The organism is Variovorax atrisoli, assembly GCF_014195185.1.
Lineage (GTDB): Bacteria > Pseudomonadota > Gammaproteobacteria > Burkholderiales > Burkholderiaceae_C > Variovorax > Variovorax atrisoli.
This window is the reverse complement of record NZ_JACIBG010000001.1, coordinates 782,778-799,379: the sequence shown is the minus strand read 5'-3', so window position 1 is coordinate 799,379 and position 16,602 is coordinate 782,778. Positions and strand designations below refer to the sequence as shown.

The window sequence follows — 16,602 nt, the reverse complement described above, 5'->3', positions numbered from 1 at the left end:
AATCGGTCAGCCGTCACGCATCCACTGGCCGGAAGCCGGGTTCACGACGGCAGGCTTGCCGCCCAGCATGAGCGACTCCTCGTCAGGACGTGCCGCGTTCGCTTCGGCGACGTCGAACTCGATCCGCAGTGCCTTCGCCACGGAGGCGTCCTCGATGGGGAACTCCCAGGTCAGGAAGACCAGGTTGCAGTCGCTGCCATGCGCGAAGTCGGCTGCATCGAAGCCGCTGCTGCCACGCCGGATCACCGCGTGAGGCTGGCCGGTGTCGAAGATCGCCGTGGTCCCACGCCTGAGCGGAATGCGCCGGCCTGCGGCGGGAAAGTGCAGGTCCAGCCCCTTGTCCTCGCTCATGAAGAGATTGCAGAACGCCGCGAAGCCGTACTGCATGCCGTCGTGGTGGTACTTCGCACCGCGGCAGGCCATCAGGGCGACGTCGCTGGAAGCGAGCACCCCGGGCAGGCCCTGCGCCTGCGCCCAGTCGGACGCAGCCTGGACGCACAGCCGGTAGTCCGGCCAGCGCGCGCGGGCCCGTGCGAGGGGCAGGGGCTCCACGTCTCCGGGTTCCAGTGCGAGCTGCGAGGAGATCTCGCGTTCCCAGTCGGCGAGCAGGCGAGTGGGAGGCATGGGAACGTCCACCGTGCCGGTGAGCACCACGTCGCTCACGCCGCGGCTGCGCAGCATTTCGCCGCTTCGGAAGAAGGCGGTTGGCGAGGGATGCGATGGGGCGGGGTGGTTCATCGCAGGGCAGTGTAGTGAGGGTGCGGTGCGGGCCGCCCCTCCAACCGTGCCTTGATAGCATCGCCGCCTTCGGCCGTGGGCCTGCCTGGGACTTCCAATGCGCGTTGACCTTGTCTCCGAAGCACAGCACGAGTCGCTGGTCGACCTGCTGTGCGAGCTGCATGCTTATTACAACGACGGCGCCGAGATCGCCCGGGAGCTGGTGAGAGAGCATCTGACCGCGAACCTGCTGGCCCCCGGGTCGTTCCAGCGCCTTGTCGTGGCGCAGGACGAAAGCGGGACGGTGATCGGCCTCGCAGCCATCTCGCTGGTGTATTCGCTGGTCGATTTCTCTCCCGATCAGAGCAGGCACTGCCAGTTGAAGGAGCTCTACGTTCGCTCGTCGCACCGGAGCCACGGGGCCGGCAGGGCGTTGATGGCTTGGGTCGCCCGGTACGCCACAAGGCACGGGTGCGCCCGCATCGACTGGCCGGTAAAGGCGTCCAACCTGAGGGGCATCGCTTTCTACGAGAGCCTGGGTGCGAAGCGAGTCATCGAAAGGCTGGGCTACAGGCTTTCCGAGCCTGGATTGAGCCAGCTTGCCGGTTGCGCCGAGCACGACGAGACGCTTCAATCTTCGAAATCACTGGCCTGAGGACAGTCCGCACTGTTGGCGCTCGGAAGATACCCTTAGAGATGTTGAGTACCTACGGGTTAACATTTGGAACCACATCCGGCAAAACAGTTCGCGACCCCATGGAGACGTATCCCACCCTCAGGCAGGCCACGGGCGTGGCCCGCACGCTGAGCAGGCACTCGTCCTGCACCATGGTGGTCTACCGCGTGACCGAGGAGAAGTTCGTGACGGCGCATCCCTCCGACCACGTCAATGGGACGATCGAGGCCGTCTACCGCGACGGCTATCTGGTGCAGACCCTGCTGAGCAAGACACGCTGAGCCGGCGCCGGGCGGCGCTTCGCAAGGCAGGCCTCCTTCGGGAGGCCTTTCTTTACTTCTGCGACACCGTCCGCATCAGCAGCGTCAGCGCCTTGCGCGGGCACGCTCAGCCTGCCGAAGCCTGCGACGCGATCCACTCCCACACGGCGCGTACCCCCGGCTCGTCCTCCCTGCCATTGGCGACGGCGAGGAAGTAGCTGCCGGTGTCCAGCGCGGGCCCGAAGGGCTGCACGAGCGCGCCGCTGCGGAGTTCCTCGGCCGACAGCGTGAGGCTCAACAGGGCCACGCCATGGCCGGCGAGCGCGGCCAGCATGGCGTGCGTCTCGTCGGAGAACGACAGGCCCGATGCCTTCATCGCTCGCCCCCTCGGCGGCGCGATGCCGGCTTCGCGGAACCATCGCGGCCATACGGCGGGCGCGAGCGCCTGCGGCTGCCAGTCGCAGTGGATCAGCCGGTGCTTCGGCAGGTCTGCCGCGTCGTTCAGGCCCAGCATCGGGCTGCACAGCGGCGCGTAGCGCTCGCACATCAGCTCGCGTGACACCAGGCCGGGCCAGTTGCCGTTGCCCGAGCGCACGGCGATGTCGGCCTCGCCGCGCGCCAGGTCGACCAGGGTGTCGCTCGCATGCAGCCGCAGTTCGACGCCGGGGCAGGCCTTGCGGAATGCCTCGATGCGCGGCAGCACCCAGCGCGCGGCGAAGGCGGTGTTGGTGCTCAGGGTCACGGCTTGCGAGGCGGGCGGGCGGCGCAGCTTGTCGACGCCGGCTTCCAGCAGGTCGAAGCCGGTGCGCAGGTCGTCGAAGAGCCGCTGCCCCGCTGGCGTCAGCGCGAGCTGTCGAGTGAGCCTGCGAAAAAGCGGCTGGCCGAGCGACTCCTCGAGCGCGCGCACCTGGTGGCTGATGGCCGACGGCGTCACCGAAAGCTCCTGCGCCGCCCGCTGGAAGCTCAGGTGGGCCGCCGCCGCCTCGAAGGCTCGCAGCGCGAGCAGCGGGGGTAGCCTGCGCGACGTGCGTACAGATGAGCCAATCTCTTTCATGCGTGGAGAAATGATCGTTTGTGGAGCCGGCCTTTGAATCCTAGATTCGAAGCCAGTGCCCCATTCTGGCAGCGCGATACGAAAGAAGGAAACTCATCCATGAAGAACGCGACCATCAATATCCTCCACATCGACGCCAGCGCCCGGCCGGGCCGCTCCGACACCGACCTGCACGGCTCCCACACCCGCCGGCTCTCCGCGCGTTTCGTCGAGCGCTGGCGGAAGGCGCGGCCCGCCGACCGCGTCGACTACCTCGACGTCGGCCAGCAGCCGCCGGCACCCGTCGACGGGCGCTGGATCCACGCCGCCTTCACGCCCCCCGCCGCGCGCGAACCGTGGATGGCCGAGGTGCTCGCCGAGAGCGACAGGCTGGTCGACCAACTGCTCGCGGCCGACCTGATCGTGGTCGGCCTGCCCATGTACAACTTCAGCGCGCCGGCACAGTTCAAGGCCTGGATCGACAACATCGTGCGCGTGGGCCGGACCTTCGGTTTCGACCGCTCGCGCGGCGCGGTGCCGTACTGGCCGATGCTGGCGGACGCGGGCAAGCGCGCGGTGCTGCTGGGTGCGCGCGGCGATCACGGCTACGACCCGGGCGGGCGCATCGCTCACCTCAACCACACCGAGAGCAGCGTGCGCAGCGCGCTCGGCTACATCGGCATCACGGAGGTGCACGAGGCGGCGGTGGAGTCCGACGAGTTCGGCGGCGAGCAGCTCGCGCAGTCGATCCGGCGCGCGGAGCAGCGTGTGGACGCACTGGTCGACGCGCTGCTCGAGCCCGCCGAAGCTTCGATGCCGATGGCAGCTTCGAAGGCGACCGTCGCCCTGAGCGCATCGGGAGAGGCGATGTAGAAATCGACGGCGCCGGATTGGAGGGCTCGGGCTCCTCCGGCGGGTCGGGTGGTACGACGCAGTCTCGCTGCCGGGAGCGAGGCGCGTCCCGCGGGGCGCTGAATCCGCCCGCGTCTGCACGGCGTAAATCCTGCATCTTCCGCGGCAACCCGAACCCACCGATACTCGGAGGGCGGGAAACCCGCCGCCGGCAACGTACCGGCCCCGAGCAAGTTCAATGAATCAAACAGGTCCCTCGAAATTCCGGTTCGGATTGCACACACGCCTGAGTCTGGGCGTGGCGGCGGTGGTCCTGTTGGCCACCTTCGCGATCGCCACCTTCGCGCTCCATCTGGTCAAGAGCAGCATGCGCGCCTCGATCGCGGCCGAGGAGTTCGCCCGGGTGGACGCCATCGCCGATGCGATCGACCAGAAATTCGGCAGCCGCCGCATCCTTCTGCAGACCTTCAGCGGCAGCGTGGAGGCGCAGGACTTCCAGGGCACCGCGGCGCTGCAGGCCTTCGTCGAGAAGCATGCCGCGCTGCGCCAGGCCTTCGACAACGTCGCCTTCCTCGACATGGACGGCAACCTGGTGGCCAACCTCAACGGTGCGCAGGCGATCGGCAAGGTGAACGTCAAGGACCGGCCGTACTTCCAGCAGACGGTCGCCTCCAGGGCCGGCCTGGTGTCCGAGCCGTACCGCAACCGGCTCAACGGACTGGCGCAGGTGGCCATCACCGAGCCGGTATTCGACGGTACCGGGCAGGTGCGCTTCGTGATCTCAGGCGCCATCAACCTGAAGGATCGCAGCGTGCTGGGCACGCTCGCCGACGTGAAGTTCGGCAAGACCGGCTACCTGTTCGTGACCACGGTGGACGGCATCATGGTCGACCATCCGAACGTCTCGCGCATCCTGAACCAGGTCCAGGCCAACGGCAGCGGCGGCGACGCGCAGATCCTGCGGGCGATGGCCGGCTTCCAGGGCTCCAGCGAGGGCATCAACGAAGCCGGCGTCCCCAGCCTCTACGCCTTCGACCGGATGGTGCAGGCGAACTGGATCGTCGGCGCCATGTATCCGCGCAGCGAGGCCTTCGCGAGCATCAATGCCATCGAGCGCGGCGCGTGGTTCGGCGCGTTCGCGCTAGCCTTGTGCGCCGGTGCGTTGACGCTTGTGGTGGTGCGCCGGCAGCTGACGCCGCTGGCGGTACTGCACCGCCACATGCAGTCGACCCAGCAGGCGCCTTCCCGGGTCGACGACGACACGCCGGTGGCGGAGCGCACCTATGCGGCCGACGAGATCGGCGACCTGGCGCGCACCTTCGACGAGCTGATGGAGCAGCGGCGTGCCATCGAACGCAGCCTCGCGCACAGCGAGGCCCAGGTCCGCGTGATCGCCGACAGCATTCCGGCGATGGTGTCGCACGTCGACGCATCGCTGCGCTACACCTTCGTCAACGCGCACGTGCGGGCGCTGCACAGCGGCAACGGTCCGCTGGTCGGCCGCCTGATGCCGGAGGTGCGCGGGCCGGCCGACTTCGCTCTGGTGGAGCCGCACATCATGCGGGCACTGGCCGGAGAGACGGTGATCCTCGAGAAGTCCGGCGACCCGGCGCTGGGCATCGGCGACCGCATCTTCAAGGCCCACTACATCCCCGACTTCGATGCCGAGGGCAAGGTGAGCGGCGTGTTCTCGATGACCTTCGACATCACCGAGGAAGTCAACATCCGCCGTGCGCTGAGCGAACAGGAAACGCGCCTGCGCGACGTGACCGACAGCATTCCGGCGCTGGTGGGCTACTTCGACCGCCAGCAGAACTGCCTGTTCGCGAACATCCGCGCGCGCCAGATGGCTGGCCTGGGCGAGAAGGCGCCGCTGCAGGGAACGACGCTGCACTCGGCGCTGGGCGGCACGATCTACACCCAGCTCAAACCGTACCTTCCGGTCATGTTCTCGGGCAAGAAGGTCCGCTTTCCGGTGCGCGCGCCGCTGCACGGCCGCCAGGGCTACTTCCAGGTGAACCTGATTCCCGACAAGAACCTGCGCGGCGAGGTGGTGGGCTTCTACCTGATGTCCTTCAACATCACGGCGCTGAAGGAAGCCGAGCTGCGCCAGGCCGAGAGCGAACTGCGCCTGCGCGCCATCACCGACAACATGCCGGCGCTCATCACCTACATCGACCGCGACGAGAAGATCACCTTCGCCAACGCCACCAGCCGCGAGTGGCTCGGGCTCGATCCGGCGCAGGTGCTCGGTCGCCACGTGCAGGAGGTGTCGGGCCGCGAGGTGTACGAGTCGCGCCGGCCGATGCTCGCTCGGGCGCTGTCCGGCGAGCGCGTGGAGTTCGAGGCGCGCATGCAGCGCGGCGGGAGCGAGCGCGTCACCCAGGTCATCTACGTGCCCGACGTGCGCACCGACGGCGTGACGCACGGCATCTTCTCCCTGGCACTGGACATCACCGCGCTGAAGGTGGTGGAGCACAAGCTCATCGAGCTGGCGCGCCTGGACACGCTCACCGGCCTGCCCAACCGGCTGGCCTTCAACGAATACCTGCCCGCCGCGGTGCTGCGCAGCCAGCTCACCGGCCATGCGATGGCGCTGATGTTCCTCGACATCGACCACTTCAAGGCCATCAACGACACCATGGGCCATGCAGTGGGCGACGCGGTGCTGACCGAATACGCACGGCGGCTGCAGGGCTGCGTGCGCGGCACCGACATGGTCGCGCGGCTGGCCGGCGACGAGTTCGTGCTGGTGCTGGAAGGGCTGAGCACGCCGGACGCGGCTGGCGTGGTCGCCGAGAAGATCGTGGACCGCGTCCACACGCCGCCCTTCGTGGTGGATGGCCAGCGCGTCGACGTCACCACCAGCATCGGCATCGCCTTCCACCGCGCGACCGGCTCGTCGGCCACCGCCGAGGAGCTGCTGGCACGCGCCGACGTGGCCCTCTACAACGCCAAGGCCGCAGGACGCGACAGGTTCGCGTTCTTCATGCAGTCCGGTGGCTCGCGCAGCGATCTGCCGACGCGGCTGGAGTATTGAGCGGGCAGGCCCGAACGTTCAGCAGATGCCCAGCACGTGGTTTTCGTGACGGGCGTCGCCCAGCGTGAACCAGGCGGTGCCCGTGCGCACGAAACCGTGCTTCCCGTAGAAGGCGCAGGCGCGCAGGTTCAGGACGTTGACCGTGAGCCAGAGCGCGTCGCTGCCCGTGCGGCTGCGTACCGCGGCACGGGCCTCGTGCAAGAGGGCGGAACCCACGCCGGCTTGGGTGAAGGGCTCCTGCACGTAGAGGGTGCATAGCTCGGTGTCGGCGGCAGGGAAGAGCTTCTGCGATGCGCCGAAGCGCAGCCGGGCATAGCCCGCCAAGAGGCCGCCGGCCTCGACGACGAATACTGCGGTGCTCGGATCGCTGATCCGCGATACGAACGCGGCGGGCGTGAACTCGTCCAGCACGTAGCGCGCAATCAGATCGCTGACGCCTTCGGTCGCGTAGGTGTCGAGCCAGACCTGGATGGACAACGCCGCCAGCGCGGGAGCGTCGGCGGCGATGGCAGGGCGGATGTGGAGAGGAGCGCGGGACATGGGCCGCGCGATTGTGCTCCCGCCCCGCGCATCAGAAGCCAGGGCAAGGCTCAGGCTCGAGCCGAAGCGCAGTCGGCCAGCGCATTGCCTGGCTCGCGCCGGTCGAGCGCGCGGCTCCAAAGTGCGATGGCCAGGCCCAGCAGGGTGATCGCCGCGGCCACCCAGCCCAGGGCGCGCAGCCCTGGACCGTGGTCGATCACCACGCCGCCGACCCAGGCGCCGAGGGCGTTGCCCAGGTTGAAGGCCGCGATGTTGAGGCTCGACGCGAGGTTCTGGCCGGAGCCGGAAGCCTTTTCGAGCACCCGCAGCTGCATCGGTGCGACGGTGGCGAAGGAGGCGATCCCGAGCAGTCCGACGAACACCACGGCCGTGAACGGCGTGCCGATGGTGAACTGCATCGCGCCGAGCACCACCGCCAGCGCCACCAGCGTGCCGAACACGGCAGCCATCGGCGCGCGGTCGGCCAGCTTGCCGCCGAGCAGGTTGCCGACGGCGAGGCCGCCGCCGAACACCAGCAGGATCGGCGACACCGCCGTTTCAGAGAGACCCGTGACCTGCGTGAGCAGCGGCTGGATGTAGGTGTAGACCACGAACACGCCGGCGAAGCCGAGCACCGTCATCGCCAGGCCGAGCAGCACCTGCGGACGCGCCAGCACGCCCAGTTCCTCGCGCAGCGGCGCGGGCTTGGCCGAGTCCTTGACGCGGGGGACGAAGACCGAGAGCACCGCGAAGGCCAGCACGCCGATCAGCGTCACGGCCCAGAAGGTCGAGCGCCAGCCGAAATGCAGGCCCAGCCAGGCGCCGGCCGGCACGCCGAGCAGCGTGGCTGCGGTCAGGCCGGTGAACATGATCGCGATGGCCGAGGCGCGTCGCTCCGGGGGCACCAGGCCGGTGGCGACCACCGAGCCGACGCCGAAGAAGGTGCCGTGCGCCAGCGAGGTGATGACGCGCGCGGCCATCAGCATCTCGTAGTTGGGTGCCAGGGCACAGGTGAGGTTGCCGAGCGTGAAGATCGCCATCAGCGCGAGCAGCACCGTCTTGCGCGGCAGCTTGCGGGTGGCGATGGTGAGCACCGGCGCGCCCACCGCCACCCCGAGCGCATAGCCCGAGATCAGCAGGCCGGCGGCCGTGATGGAGACGTGAAGGTCCGTCGAGACCTGCATCAGCAGGCCCATGATGACGAACTCGGTGGTGCCTATTCCGAAGGCACCGGCGGTGAGGGCAAGTAGAGCGATTGGCATGATGCCCCGTACTGTGGGGACGAATGCCATCGATGACTAGAATGCCGCTGGTACACAGACTTGTGAGTTGAAATCACAGATTGAAGGGGCACCATGCCGCGCATCGACGTCAACCGCTCCGGGGAGATGGAGGCCTTCGTGCAGGTGGTCGAGTCGGGCGGCTTCTCGTCCGCTTCGCGCCTGCTGGGCATGACGCCCTCCGCCGTGAGCAAGCTCGTGGCGCGGCTCGAGCTGCGCCTGGGCATCCAACTGGTGCACCGCTCCACGCGCAAGCTGCAGCTCACGCCGGAGGGCACCGAGTTCTACGAGCGCAGCCTGCGCGTGCTGGCCGACATGGACGAGGCCGAGCGCTGCGCCGCGGCCGGCGCCGCGCCGCGCGGCCGGGTGAGCATCAACGCCAGCGTTTCCTTCGGCCACCACAAGCTGGTGCCGCTGGTGCCGCGCCTGCTGGAGATGCATCCGCAGATCACGCTCGACATCGCGCTGACCGACCGCATCGTCGACCTGATGGACGAGCGCGCCGATATCGCGATCCGCTGGGGCCAACTGCCGGCGTCCGACCTCGTGGCGCGGCGCCTGGGCGAGACCAGCCAGGCCATCGTCGCCGCACCCGCCTACCTGGAGAAATACGGCACGCCGCGCACGCCGCAGGAGCTGGAGGCGCACAACCGCCTCGGCTGGAGCTATCGCCGCAACACGCCCGACTGGCCGCTGCGCGTGGACGGCCGCATGCAGTGGCTGCCGGTGGCCGGAGCGGTACGCGCGGGCGACGGTGAAACACTGCGCCAGCTGGCGATCGCGGGGGCGGGCGTGGCGCGGCTGTCGCTGTACCACATACAGCACGACATCGACGCGGGCCGGCTGGTGCCGCTGATGGAGGAATTCAATCCGGCCGAGGTGGAGCCGATCCACGCGGTCTACATCGGCAAGGCCGGCACGCTGCCCGCGCGGGTGCGGGCAGTGCTCGACTTCCTGGTCGCCTGCTCGGGCGTGGGAGGCGGGCGCTACACGATCAAGCGCACGGCGCCGATGCCGGGGAACTCGGCCGTCACCTGATCGCCGCGCCGGCAGGGCAGCACGCCGACCCACGAGCCGGTGGTGACGACGGTGCCGGCCGGCGCCGTCTGCCCGCTGCGCGTGATGTGGCGCAGCCAGATCGGCAGCAGCCACGCCGGATCGGCCAGCGGATGCGTGCCTTCGCGCACCAACACTTCGGCATTGCCGATCTTCGTCTCGCAGCGCTGCGAGGCCCAGTCGATGGCGGCGCAGGGCGTCCATTCGCCGATCGCGAGCGCACCGTGCACCTGCGAGTCGGCCAGACGCAGCAGGGCGGGCGTGGAGGGCAGGTCCTGCCAGCGCGCATCGACGATCTCCACGGAAACCGCCATGGCGTCGATGAGCGATGCGGCGCTGTCGTGATCGAGCTTCGCGGCCTGCGCAGGCGTCACGTCCTGGCCGAGCCGCAAGGCGATCTCGGCCTCGATGCCGGGGGTGTGGAACACGAGGTCGCTGAAATCGGCCGGGCCCTGCCGCACGCCTGCAGGCGGCAGCGGCGCATGCGTGAGCGTCGCGCTGCGCGAGCCGCCGCCGGACTTCCATGCGCGAGGCACGGGCTGGCTGTCGAACCAGCCGAGCGCCGCCGCGACGGCGTCCTGCACTTCATAGGCTTGCGCCGCTTCTTCGAGGGTGTCGAGCCACGGTGTGGCGTCGAGGGTGCGGTTGCCGCGGCGCGCGGCCACGAGTGCGTCGGTGAGGGCGGTCTGGGATGGAGTCATCTTCCCGATCTTCTCAGCAAAAACCTGGCCGGTAATGGCGATCCTTCCGGGAACACGGAGGAACCGGCTTTGCCGGGCTTCAGGTGTTGCCCCCGGAAGGGGGGTGGCGTAGCGACACGCAGTGCGCGAAGCCTGGGGGTGAGCCAGGTTCTTCAGGTTTCCACGTGCACGTTCCCGTCCTTCACCACCTTCGCCCACTTCGCGATCTCGGTGCCGATGAACTGCCTGAACTTGTCCTGCGAGCCGCCACCATCCTCCGCGCCGTAGGTATCGAGTCGCTCCTGCACGTCGGGCATCGCCAGCACGGTGTTCACGTCGCGGTTCACCTTCTGCGCGATGGAGGCCGGCAGCTTGCCCGGCCCGGCGAGGCCGTACCAGGTGGTGGCCTCGAAGCCCTGGAAGCCTTGCTCCTGCATGGTCGGCACGTTGGGATGGCCCTTGGCGCGCTTGGTGCGCGTCTGCGCCACGGCGAGCACGCGGCCGTTCTTCACGTGCGGCGTGGCGGCGGTCATGGTCTCGAAGCTGTACTGGATCTGTCCGCCCATCAGGTCGGCCAGCAGCGGGCCGCTGCCCTTGTAGGGCACGTGCAGTGCATCGACGCCGCCCTGCAGCTTGAACATCTCCAGCGCGAGGTGCTGCGCCGAGCCCGCGCCGGCCGAGCCGAAGCTCAGCGTGCCGGGCGCGGCCTTGCAGGCGGCGACGATGTCCTTCACCGACAGCGCCTTCTGCGTGGGGTTGGCGATCAGCAGGTTGGGCGTGACGCCCACCAGCACGATGGGCACGAAGTCGCGCTCCACGTTGTAGCGCAGCTTGGGCTGCAGGCTGGGCGCGAGCGCGTGGCTGTTGATGTGGGCCATCAGCAGCGTACTGCCGTCGCTGGGCTGCTGCGCCACGTAGTCGGCCGCGAGCACGCCGGCCACGCCGCCCTTGTTCTCGACGATCACCTGCTGGCCCCACATGGTGGTGAGCTTCTGCGCGACCACGCGGGCCAGCGCGTCGGTGCCGCCGCCGGGCGGGAAACCGACCACGATGCGCACCGGCCCGGTCGGCCATTCCTGCGCGAAGAGCCGGGGCACGCCCAGCGTGGCGGCTGCGGCGCCCGCGGCCTGGATCAACGAACGTCTCTGCATCTTCCTTGTCTCCGTCGTGGGTTGGGAATCCGATGCGCGCCATCCGCGCCTTGACACCTGTGCAGTGCCGGTGGCGCCGCGTGCCTGTGCAGCGCCGATGGCGCTGCGAGCCTGTTGTCTATGCGGCTTTCTGCAGCGCGGCCGGTGCCGTGTGGCTCGAGAAGTGGTCCATCGCGGCCTGAACGCCGCTGCCGGCCAGCTTGATGCCCGCGAGCTTCATGCCCATCTCGACGCCGGCGACCATGGCCACCAGCGTCAGGTCGTTGCTGTCGCCCAGATGGCCCATGCGGAACATGCGGCCCTTGAGCTTGCCCAGGCCGGTGCCGAGCGAAAGATCGAAGCGCTGATGGATCAGCCGGCGCAGCGCGTCGGCATCCACGCCCTCGGGCGTGATCACGCCGGTGAGCACGGGCGAGTACACGGCCGGGTCGGCGCACTGGATCGGCAGGCCCCAGGCGTTGACGGTGGCGCGCACGCCGGCGGCCCAGCGCTGGTGGCGCGCGAACACGTTGTCCAGCCCTTCGCCAAGGATCATGTCCAGCGATTCCGAGAGGCCGTAGAGCAGGTTGGTGTTGGGCGTGTAGGGCCAGTAGCCGTCCTTGTTCATCTCGACGATCTCGTCCCAGGCCCAGAAGGCCTTGGGCAGCTTCGCGGTCTTCGAGACCTCGAGCGCGCGCGGCGAAAGTGCGTTGAAGCTGATGCCCGGCGGCAGCATCAGGCCCTTCTGCGAGCCGCTGACGCACACGTCCACGCCCCATTCGTCATGGCGGTAGTCGGCGCTGGCCAGGCCCGAGATGCTGTCGACCATCAGCAGGGCGGGGTGGCCCGCCGCGTCGATGGCCTTGCGCACCGAGGCGATGTCGGAGGTGACGCCGGTGGAGGTCTCGTTGTGCACCACGCACACGGCCTTGATCTTCCTTTCGGTGTCCTTGCGCAGGCGGGCCTCGATGAGGTCGGCCTGCACGCCGCGGCGCCAGCTCGGGGCGTGGGGCAGTTGTGCGTCGGCGCCCTGCCAGGCGAGGAATTCGGTCGAGAGGCCCAGGCGCGTGGCCATCTTCTGCCACAGCAAGGCGAAATGGCCGGTCTCGTACATGAGCACGTGATCGCCGGGGCTCATCGTGTTGGCGAGCGCGGCCTCCCAGGCGCCGGTGCCCGAAGCGGGATAGATGGCGACAGGGTGCTTCGTCTTGAAGATCTGCCGGATGCCGCCCAGCACCTTCAGGCCCAGCGTGCCGAACTCGGGCCCGCGGTGGTCGATGGTGGGCAGGCTCATGGCCCGCAGGATGCGGTCGGGCACCGGGCTGGGACCGGGAATCTGGAGGAAGTGGCGGCCGGTGGGATGGATGTCGAGTTGCAGCATGGACTCTCCTTTCGCATTCAGTTTTGCATTCAAAATGCATTCTTGTTTGATGGTTTACCCTGAATATCCAGGGTTGTATGCCTGATTTTTTGCATTCAAAATGCGTTCAAGGGACAAAACCATGACAGCTGAAATCATCGAAATCTCCAGGCTCGCGCTGCACGACCAGGTGGCCGCGCGCCTGCGGACCATGCTGGTCGAAGGGCTCATCGCGCCCGGCGCCAAGCTCAACGAACGGGAGCTGTGCCTGAAGCTGAACGTGTCGCGCACGCCGCTGCGCGAAGCCATCAAGCTGCTTGCGGCCGAAGGGCTGGTCGACCTGCTGCCCAATCGCGGCGCGGTGGCCGTGAAGCTCACCGAGGCCGACGTGCTCGACACCTTCGAGGTGCTCGCCATGCTCGAGGGCATGTCGGGCGAGCTGGCCGCCAGGCGCATCACCGACGAGGAACTCGCCGAGGTGCGCGCGCTGCACTACGAGATGCTGGCCTGCTTCTCGCGGCGCGATCTCTCGGGCTACTACCGGCTCAATGCGCGCATCCACACCGCGATCAACGAGGCTGCGGCGAACCCGGTGCTGTCGAACACCTACCGCTCCATCAACGCCCGCGTTCAGTCGCTGCGCTTTCGCACCAACCAGAACGAGGCGAAGTGGAAGCACGCGGTGGAGGAGCACGAGCAGATGATCGACGCGCTCTCGAAGCGCGACGCCGAGGCCATGCGCAAGGTGCTGGTGTCGCACGTGCTGCGCAAGCGCGACACCGTGCTGGAGCTGCTGCGCGCAGGCGAGATCTATCCACCCACCAAGCCGGCCAGATCGGCCAAGCCTGCCAAAGCGACCTGATCACCATGCGCATCGACCCCGCCAGCCACATGCAGCCAGCCGGAACCGTTCGTCCGCCCAACGACACCTGCGAGCTGCTCGCGCGCCGCCTGCGCTCGCAGACTCAGGGCGAGGTGCTGTTCGACGACGCCTCGCGGGGCCGCTACGCCACCGACGCGTCGATCTACCAGATCACACCCGTCGGCGCCTTCGTGCCCACGAACGAGCGCGACATCGCGACCGCCATCGACATTGCCCGCGACCTGAAGGTGCCCGTGCTCGCGCGCGGCGGCGGCACGAGCCAGTGTGGGCAGACCACCGGTGCCGCGCTGGTCATCGACAACAGCAAGCACTTTCGCCGCGTGCTCGACGTGAACGTGGAGGAGGGCACGGCCACCGTCGAGCCCGGCCTGGTGCTCGACCACCTGAACGCGCAGCTCAAGCCGCACGGGCTCTGGTATCCGGTGGACGTGTCGACCAGCGCGCAGGCCACGCTGGGCGGCATGGCGGGCAACAACTCCTGCGGCTCGCGCTCCATCGCCTACGGGAACATGGTGCACAACGTGCTGGGCGCCAGCGCGTGGCTGTCGAACGGCGAGCTGGTCGAGTTCGGCACCGTCGGCTCGCTGGGCGTGCGCGCTGCAGGCATCGCGCAGTTCGTGCGCAGCCTCGCGCGGCAGCACCGGGAGGCGATTGCCGAGCACTGGCCCAAGGTCATGCGCCGCGTGGCGGGCTACAACCTCGACATCTTCGACAACCAGAGCGAGCGGCCCTACACGGCCGACGGCAGCGTGAACCTCGCGCACCTGCTGATCGGCTCCGAGGGCACGCTGGCCTACACCCGCAGTCTGAAGCTCAAGCTCGCGCCGCTGCCGCGCGCCAAGGTGCTGGGCATCGTCAACTTCCCGACCTTCCATGCGGCCATGGACTCGGCCCAGCACATCGTCAGGCTCGGGCCCACGGCGGTGGAACTGGTCGACCGCACCATGATCGAGCTGAGCCTGGCCAACCCTGCCTTCAAGCCGACGGTCGAGACGGCGCTGATCGGCAAGCCGGCGGCCATCCTGCTGGTGGAGTTCTCGGGCGCAGACAAGGCCTTGCTGCTTGCGCAGCTGAAGCAGCTCGTCGAACTGATGGGCGACCTCGGCCTGCCCGGCAGCGTGGTCGAGATGCCCGACGAGGCGCGGCAGAAGAACCTCTGGGAAGTGCGCAAGGCCGGCCTCAACATCATGATGAGCCTCAAGGGCGACGGAAAACCCGTGAGCTTCATCGAGGACTGCGCCGTGCCGCTGGAGCATCTGGCCGAGTACACCGACGCGCTGACCGAAGTGTTCGCCAAGTACGGCAGCCGCGGCACCTGGTACGCACATGCATCGGTGGGCACCCTGCACGTGCGGCCGATCCTCGACATGCGCACCGACGGCGCCGCGAAGATGCGCGCCATCGCCGAGGAGGCGAGCGAGCTGGTGCGCAGGTACAAGGGCGCATTCAGCGGCGAGCACGGCGACGGCCTGTGCCGCGGCGAGTGGATCGAATGGCAGTTCGGCCCCGCCCTCAACGAGGCCTTCCGCGCGATCAAGCGCAAGCTCGACCCCATCGATCTTTTCAACCCCGGCAAGATCATCGACCCGCCGCGCATGGACGACGGCGCGCTGTTCCGCTTCGCGCCGCCCACGGCGCCCAAGCCGTACCGGCGCATCGAGCTCAAGCCGGTGCTCGACTGGTCGGCCTGGAACGTCAACGCCGACCCCGTGACCGAAGTGACCACCGCGCCCGGCAGCGGTGGCGACAGCACGGGCGGCCTGGCCAAGGCGGTGGAGATGTGCAACAACAACGGCCATTGCCGCAAGTTCGACGCCGGCACCATGTGCCCGAGCTATCGCGTGACGCGCGACGAGCAGCACCTGACGCGCGGGCGCGCCAACACGCTGCGGCTGGCACTGTCGGGCCAGTTGGGCCCCGATGCCTTCACCAGCGAGGCCATGCACGAGACCATGGACCTGTGCGTGGGCTGCAAGGGCTGCAGGCGCGACTGCCCGACCGGCGTTGACATGGCGAAGATGAAGGTCGAGTTTCTCGACCACTACAAGAAGCGCCACGGCCACACGCTGAAAGACAGGCTGGTGGCGAACCTGCCCGACTACGCCCACAGGGCCAGCCGCTTTCCCTGGCTGCTGAACCTGCGCAACAGCGTGCCCGGCGCCGCATGGCTGGGCGAGAAACTGCTGGGCTTCTCGGCGAAGCGCTCGCTGCCCGAATGGCGCGGCGACACCTTCTGGCGCGGCAAGGCCGGCGAGCCTGGCCTGTTCGTCGAGCGCGACGTGGTGCTGTCGATCGCGCGGCGCGGCGGCAAGACGGCGGTGCTCTTCGTCGACACCTTCAATGGCACCTTCGAGAGCGAGAACGCATTCGCTGCCGCGCGCGTGCTGCAGGCGGCGGGCTATGTGCTGCACACGGTGGAGAAGAGCGGCGGCCACCACTGCTGCGGCCGCACATTCCTGGCCAGCGGCATGGTCGACGAGGCGAAGAAGAAGGCCGAGGCGCTGATCGACGCGCTCTTGCCGCTGGCGCGCGCCGGCGTGCCCATCGTCGGGCTGGAGCCTTCGTGCCTGCTCACGCTGCGCGACGAGGCGCTGGTCATGGGCTTCGGCGAGAAGGCCGAACTGGTGGCCAGGCACGCGCTGCTGTTCGAGGAGTTCATCACGCGCGAGCTGAAGCAAGGGCGCTTCGAGTTGCCCCTGAAGCCCGCCGAAGCGCCCATCCTGCTGCACGGCCACTGCCACCAGAAGGCCTTCGGCGCGGTGAGCCCGGTGATGGAAGTGCTGAAGCTGATCCCGGGCGCACAGCCCGAGCTCATCGAAAGCTCGTGCTGCGGCATGGCCGGCAGCTTCGGCTACGAGGCCAGCCATTTCGACGTGTCGATGAAGATGGCCGAGGCCAGCCTGCTGCCCGCCATCCGCGCGAAGCCCGGCGCCATCGTGGTGGCGGATGGCACCAGCTGCCGCCACCAGATCGGCGACGGTGCGCAGCGCGAGGCGGTGCATGTGGCCGTGCTGCTGGAGCGGCATCTGCTGCACGCCGACCCGGTGGCCGAAGCGGGTTGAGCGGGCGGGCTCCTGCAGGCCGGCGGCTGCTGCCGCAGAATAGGCCTCGCCTGC

The 16,602-nt window shown here is 68.6% G+C and carries 14 protein-coding genes; 7 read left to right on the top strand and 7 right to left on the bottom strand.

The window, feature by feature from the left end; genetic code table 11:
• Positions 1-6: 6 nt before the first annotated feature.
• Positions 7-738, bottom strand: a complete 732-nt coding sequence (locus FHY06_RS03840) for a hypothetical protein (RefSeq protein ID WP_184603466.1) — start codon at positions 736-738, stop codon at positions 7-9.
• Between the two features lie 97 nt (positions 739-835).
• Here FHY06_RS03840 and FHY06_RS03835 point away from each other — a divergent pair, with 97 nt between their 5' ends.
• Positions 836-1,372: a GNAT family N-acetyltransferase gene (locus FHY06_RS03835; protein ID WP_184603464.1), complete on the top strand. Its 537-nt coding sequence runs from the start codon at positions 836-838 to the stop codon at positions 1,370-1,372.
• Positions 1,373-1,473: 101 nt separating this feature from the next.
• A complete protein-coding gene (locus FHY06_RS03830) occupies positions 1,474-1,674 on the top strand; it encodes a hypothetical protein (protein WP_126181881.1) in 201 nt (66 codons plus the stop codon).
• 106 nt (positions 1,675-1,780) lie between these two features.
• Here FHY06_RS03830 and FHY06_RS03825 read toward each other — a convergent pair whose 3' ends face one another.
• Positions 1,781-2,707, bottom strand: coding sequence for a LysR substrate-binding domain-containing protein (locus FHY06_RS03825; protein WP_184603462.1), 927 nt, complete (start codon positions 2,705-2,707; stop codon positions 1,781-1,783).
• A 99-nt stretch (positions 2,708-2,806) separates the two neighbouring features.
• On the opposite strand from FHY06_RS03825, the gene FHY06_RS03820 reads away from it, so the two are divergent.
• Both FHY06_RS03820 and FHY06_RS03815 read left to right on the top strand, forming a co-directional pair.
• A complete protein-coding gene (locus FHY06_RS03820) occupies positions 2,807-3,559 on the top strand; it encodes an FMN-dependent NADH-azoreductase (RefSeq protein ID WP_184603459.1) in 753 nt (250 codons plus the stop codon).
• Positions 3,560-3,812: 253 nt separating this feature from the next.
• Positions 3,813-6,578, top strand: a complete 2,766-nt coding sequence (locus FHY06_RS03815; protein ID WP_260310004.1) for a diguanylate cyclase domain-containing protein — start codon at positions 3,813-3,815, stop codon at positions 6,576-6,578.
• An 18-nt stretch (positions 6,579-6,596) separates the two neighbouring features.
• On the opposite strand, the gene FHY06_RS03810 is transcribed toward FHY06_RS03815, so the two are convergent.
• A complete protein-coding gene (locus tag FHY06_RS03810; RefSeq protein ID WP_260310003.1) occupies positions 6,597-7,118 on the bottom strand; it encodes a GNAT family N-acetyltransferase in 522 nt (173 codons plus the stop codon).
• A gap of 50 nt (positions 7,119-7,168) precedes the next feature.
• Positions 7,169-8,359, bottom strand: a complete 1,191-nt coding sequence (locus FHY06_RS03805; RefSeq protein WP_184603457.1) for an MFS transporter — start codon at positions 8,357-8,359, stop codon at positions 7,169-7,171.
• A gap of 93 nt (positions 8,360-8,452) precedes the next feature.
• Between FHY06_RS03805 and FHY06_RS03800 the strand changes: the two genes are divergently transcribed.
• Positions 8,453-9,415 carry a LysR family transcriptional regulator gene (locus tag FHY06_RS03800; RefSeq protein ID WP_184603454.1) on the top strand — a complete coding sequence of 321 codons (963 nt, stop codon included), beginning with the start codon at positions 8,453-8,455 and terminating at the stop codon, positions 9,413-9,415.
• Here the strand turns inward: FHY06_RS03800 and FHY06_RS03795 are convergent.
• The 3 genes from FHY06_RS03795 to FHY06_RS03785 all read right to left on the bottom strand — a co-directional run bounded on the left by FHY06_RS03795 (position 9,364) and on the right by FHY06_RS03785 (position 12,624).
• Positions 9,364-10,134 carry a fumarylacetoacetate hydrolase family protein gene (locus FHY06_RS03795; protein WP_019652578.1) on the bottom strand — a complete coding sequence of 257 codons (771 nt, stop codon included), beginning with the start codon at positions 10,132-10,134 and terminating at the stop codon, positions 9,364-9,366. The two genes, FHY06_RS03800 and FHY06_RS03795, sit on opposite strands and share 52 nt — an antisense overlap.
• A 152-nt stretch (positions 10,135-10,286) precedes the next feature.
• Positions 10,287-11,264, bottom strand: a complete 978-nt coding sequence (locus FHY06_RS03790) for a Bug family tripartite tricarboxylate transporter substrate binding protein (protein ID WP_184603452.1) — start codon at positions 11,262-11,264, stop codon at positions 10,287-10,289.
• Between the two features lie 118 nt (positions 11,265-11,382).
• Positions 11,383-12,624, bottom strand: a complete 1,242-nt coding sequence (locus tag FHY06_RS03785) for a pyridoxal-phosphate-dependent aminotransferase family protein (protein WP_184603450.1) — start codon at positions 12,622-12,624, stop codon at positions 11,383-11,385.
• Between the two features lie 121 nt (positions 12,625-12,745).
• Between FHY06_RS03785 and FHY06_RS03780 the strand changes: the two genes are divergently transcribed.
• Positions 12,746-13,465 carry a GntR family transcriptional regulator gene (locus FHY06_RS03780; protein ID WP_019652581.1) on the top strand — a complete coding sequence of 240 codons (720 nt, stop codon included), beginning with the start codon at positions 12,746-12,748 and terminating at the stop codon, positions 13,463-13,465.
• Between the two features lie 5 nt (positions 13,466-13,470).
• Positions 13,471-16,548, top strand: a complete 3,078-nt coding sequence (locus FHY06_RS03775) for an FAD-binding and (Fe-S)-binding domain-containing protein (protein ID WP_184603448.1) — start codon at positions 13,471-13,473, stop codon at positions 16,546-16,548.
• Positions 16,549-16,602: the final 54 nt, after the last annotated feature.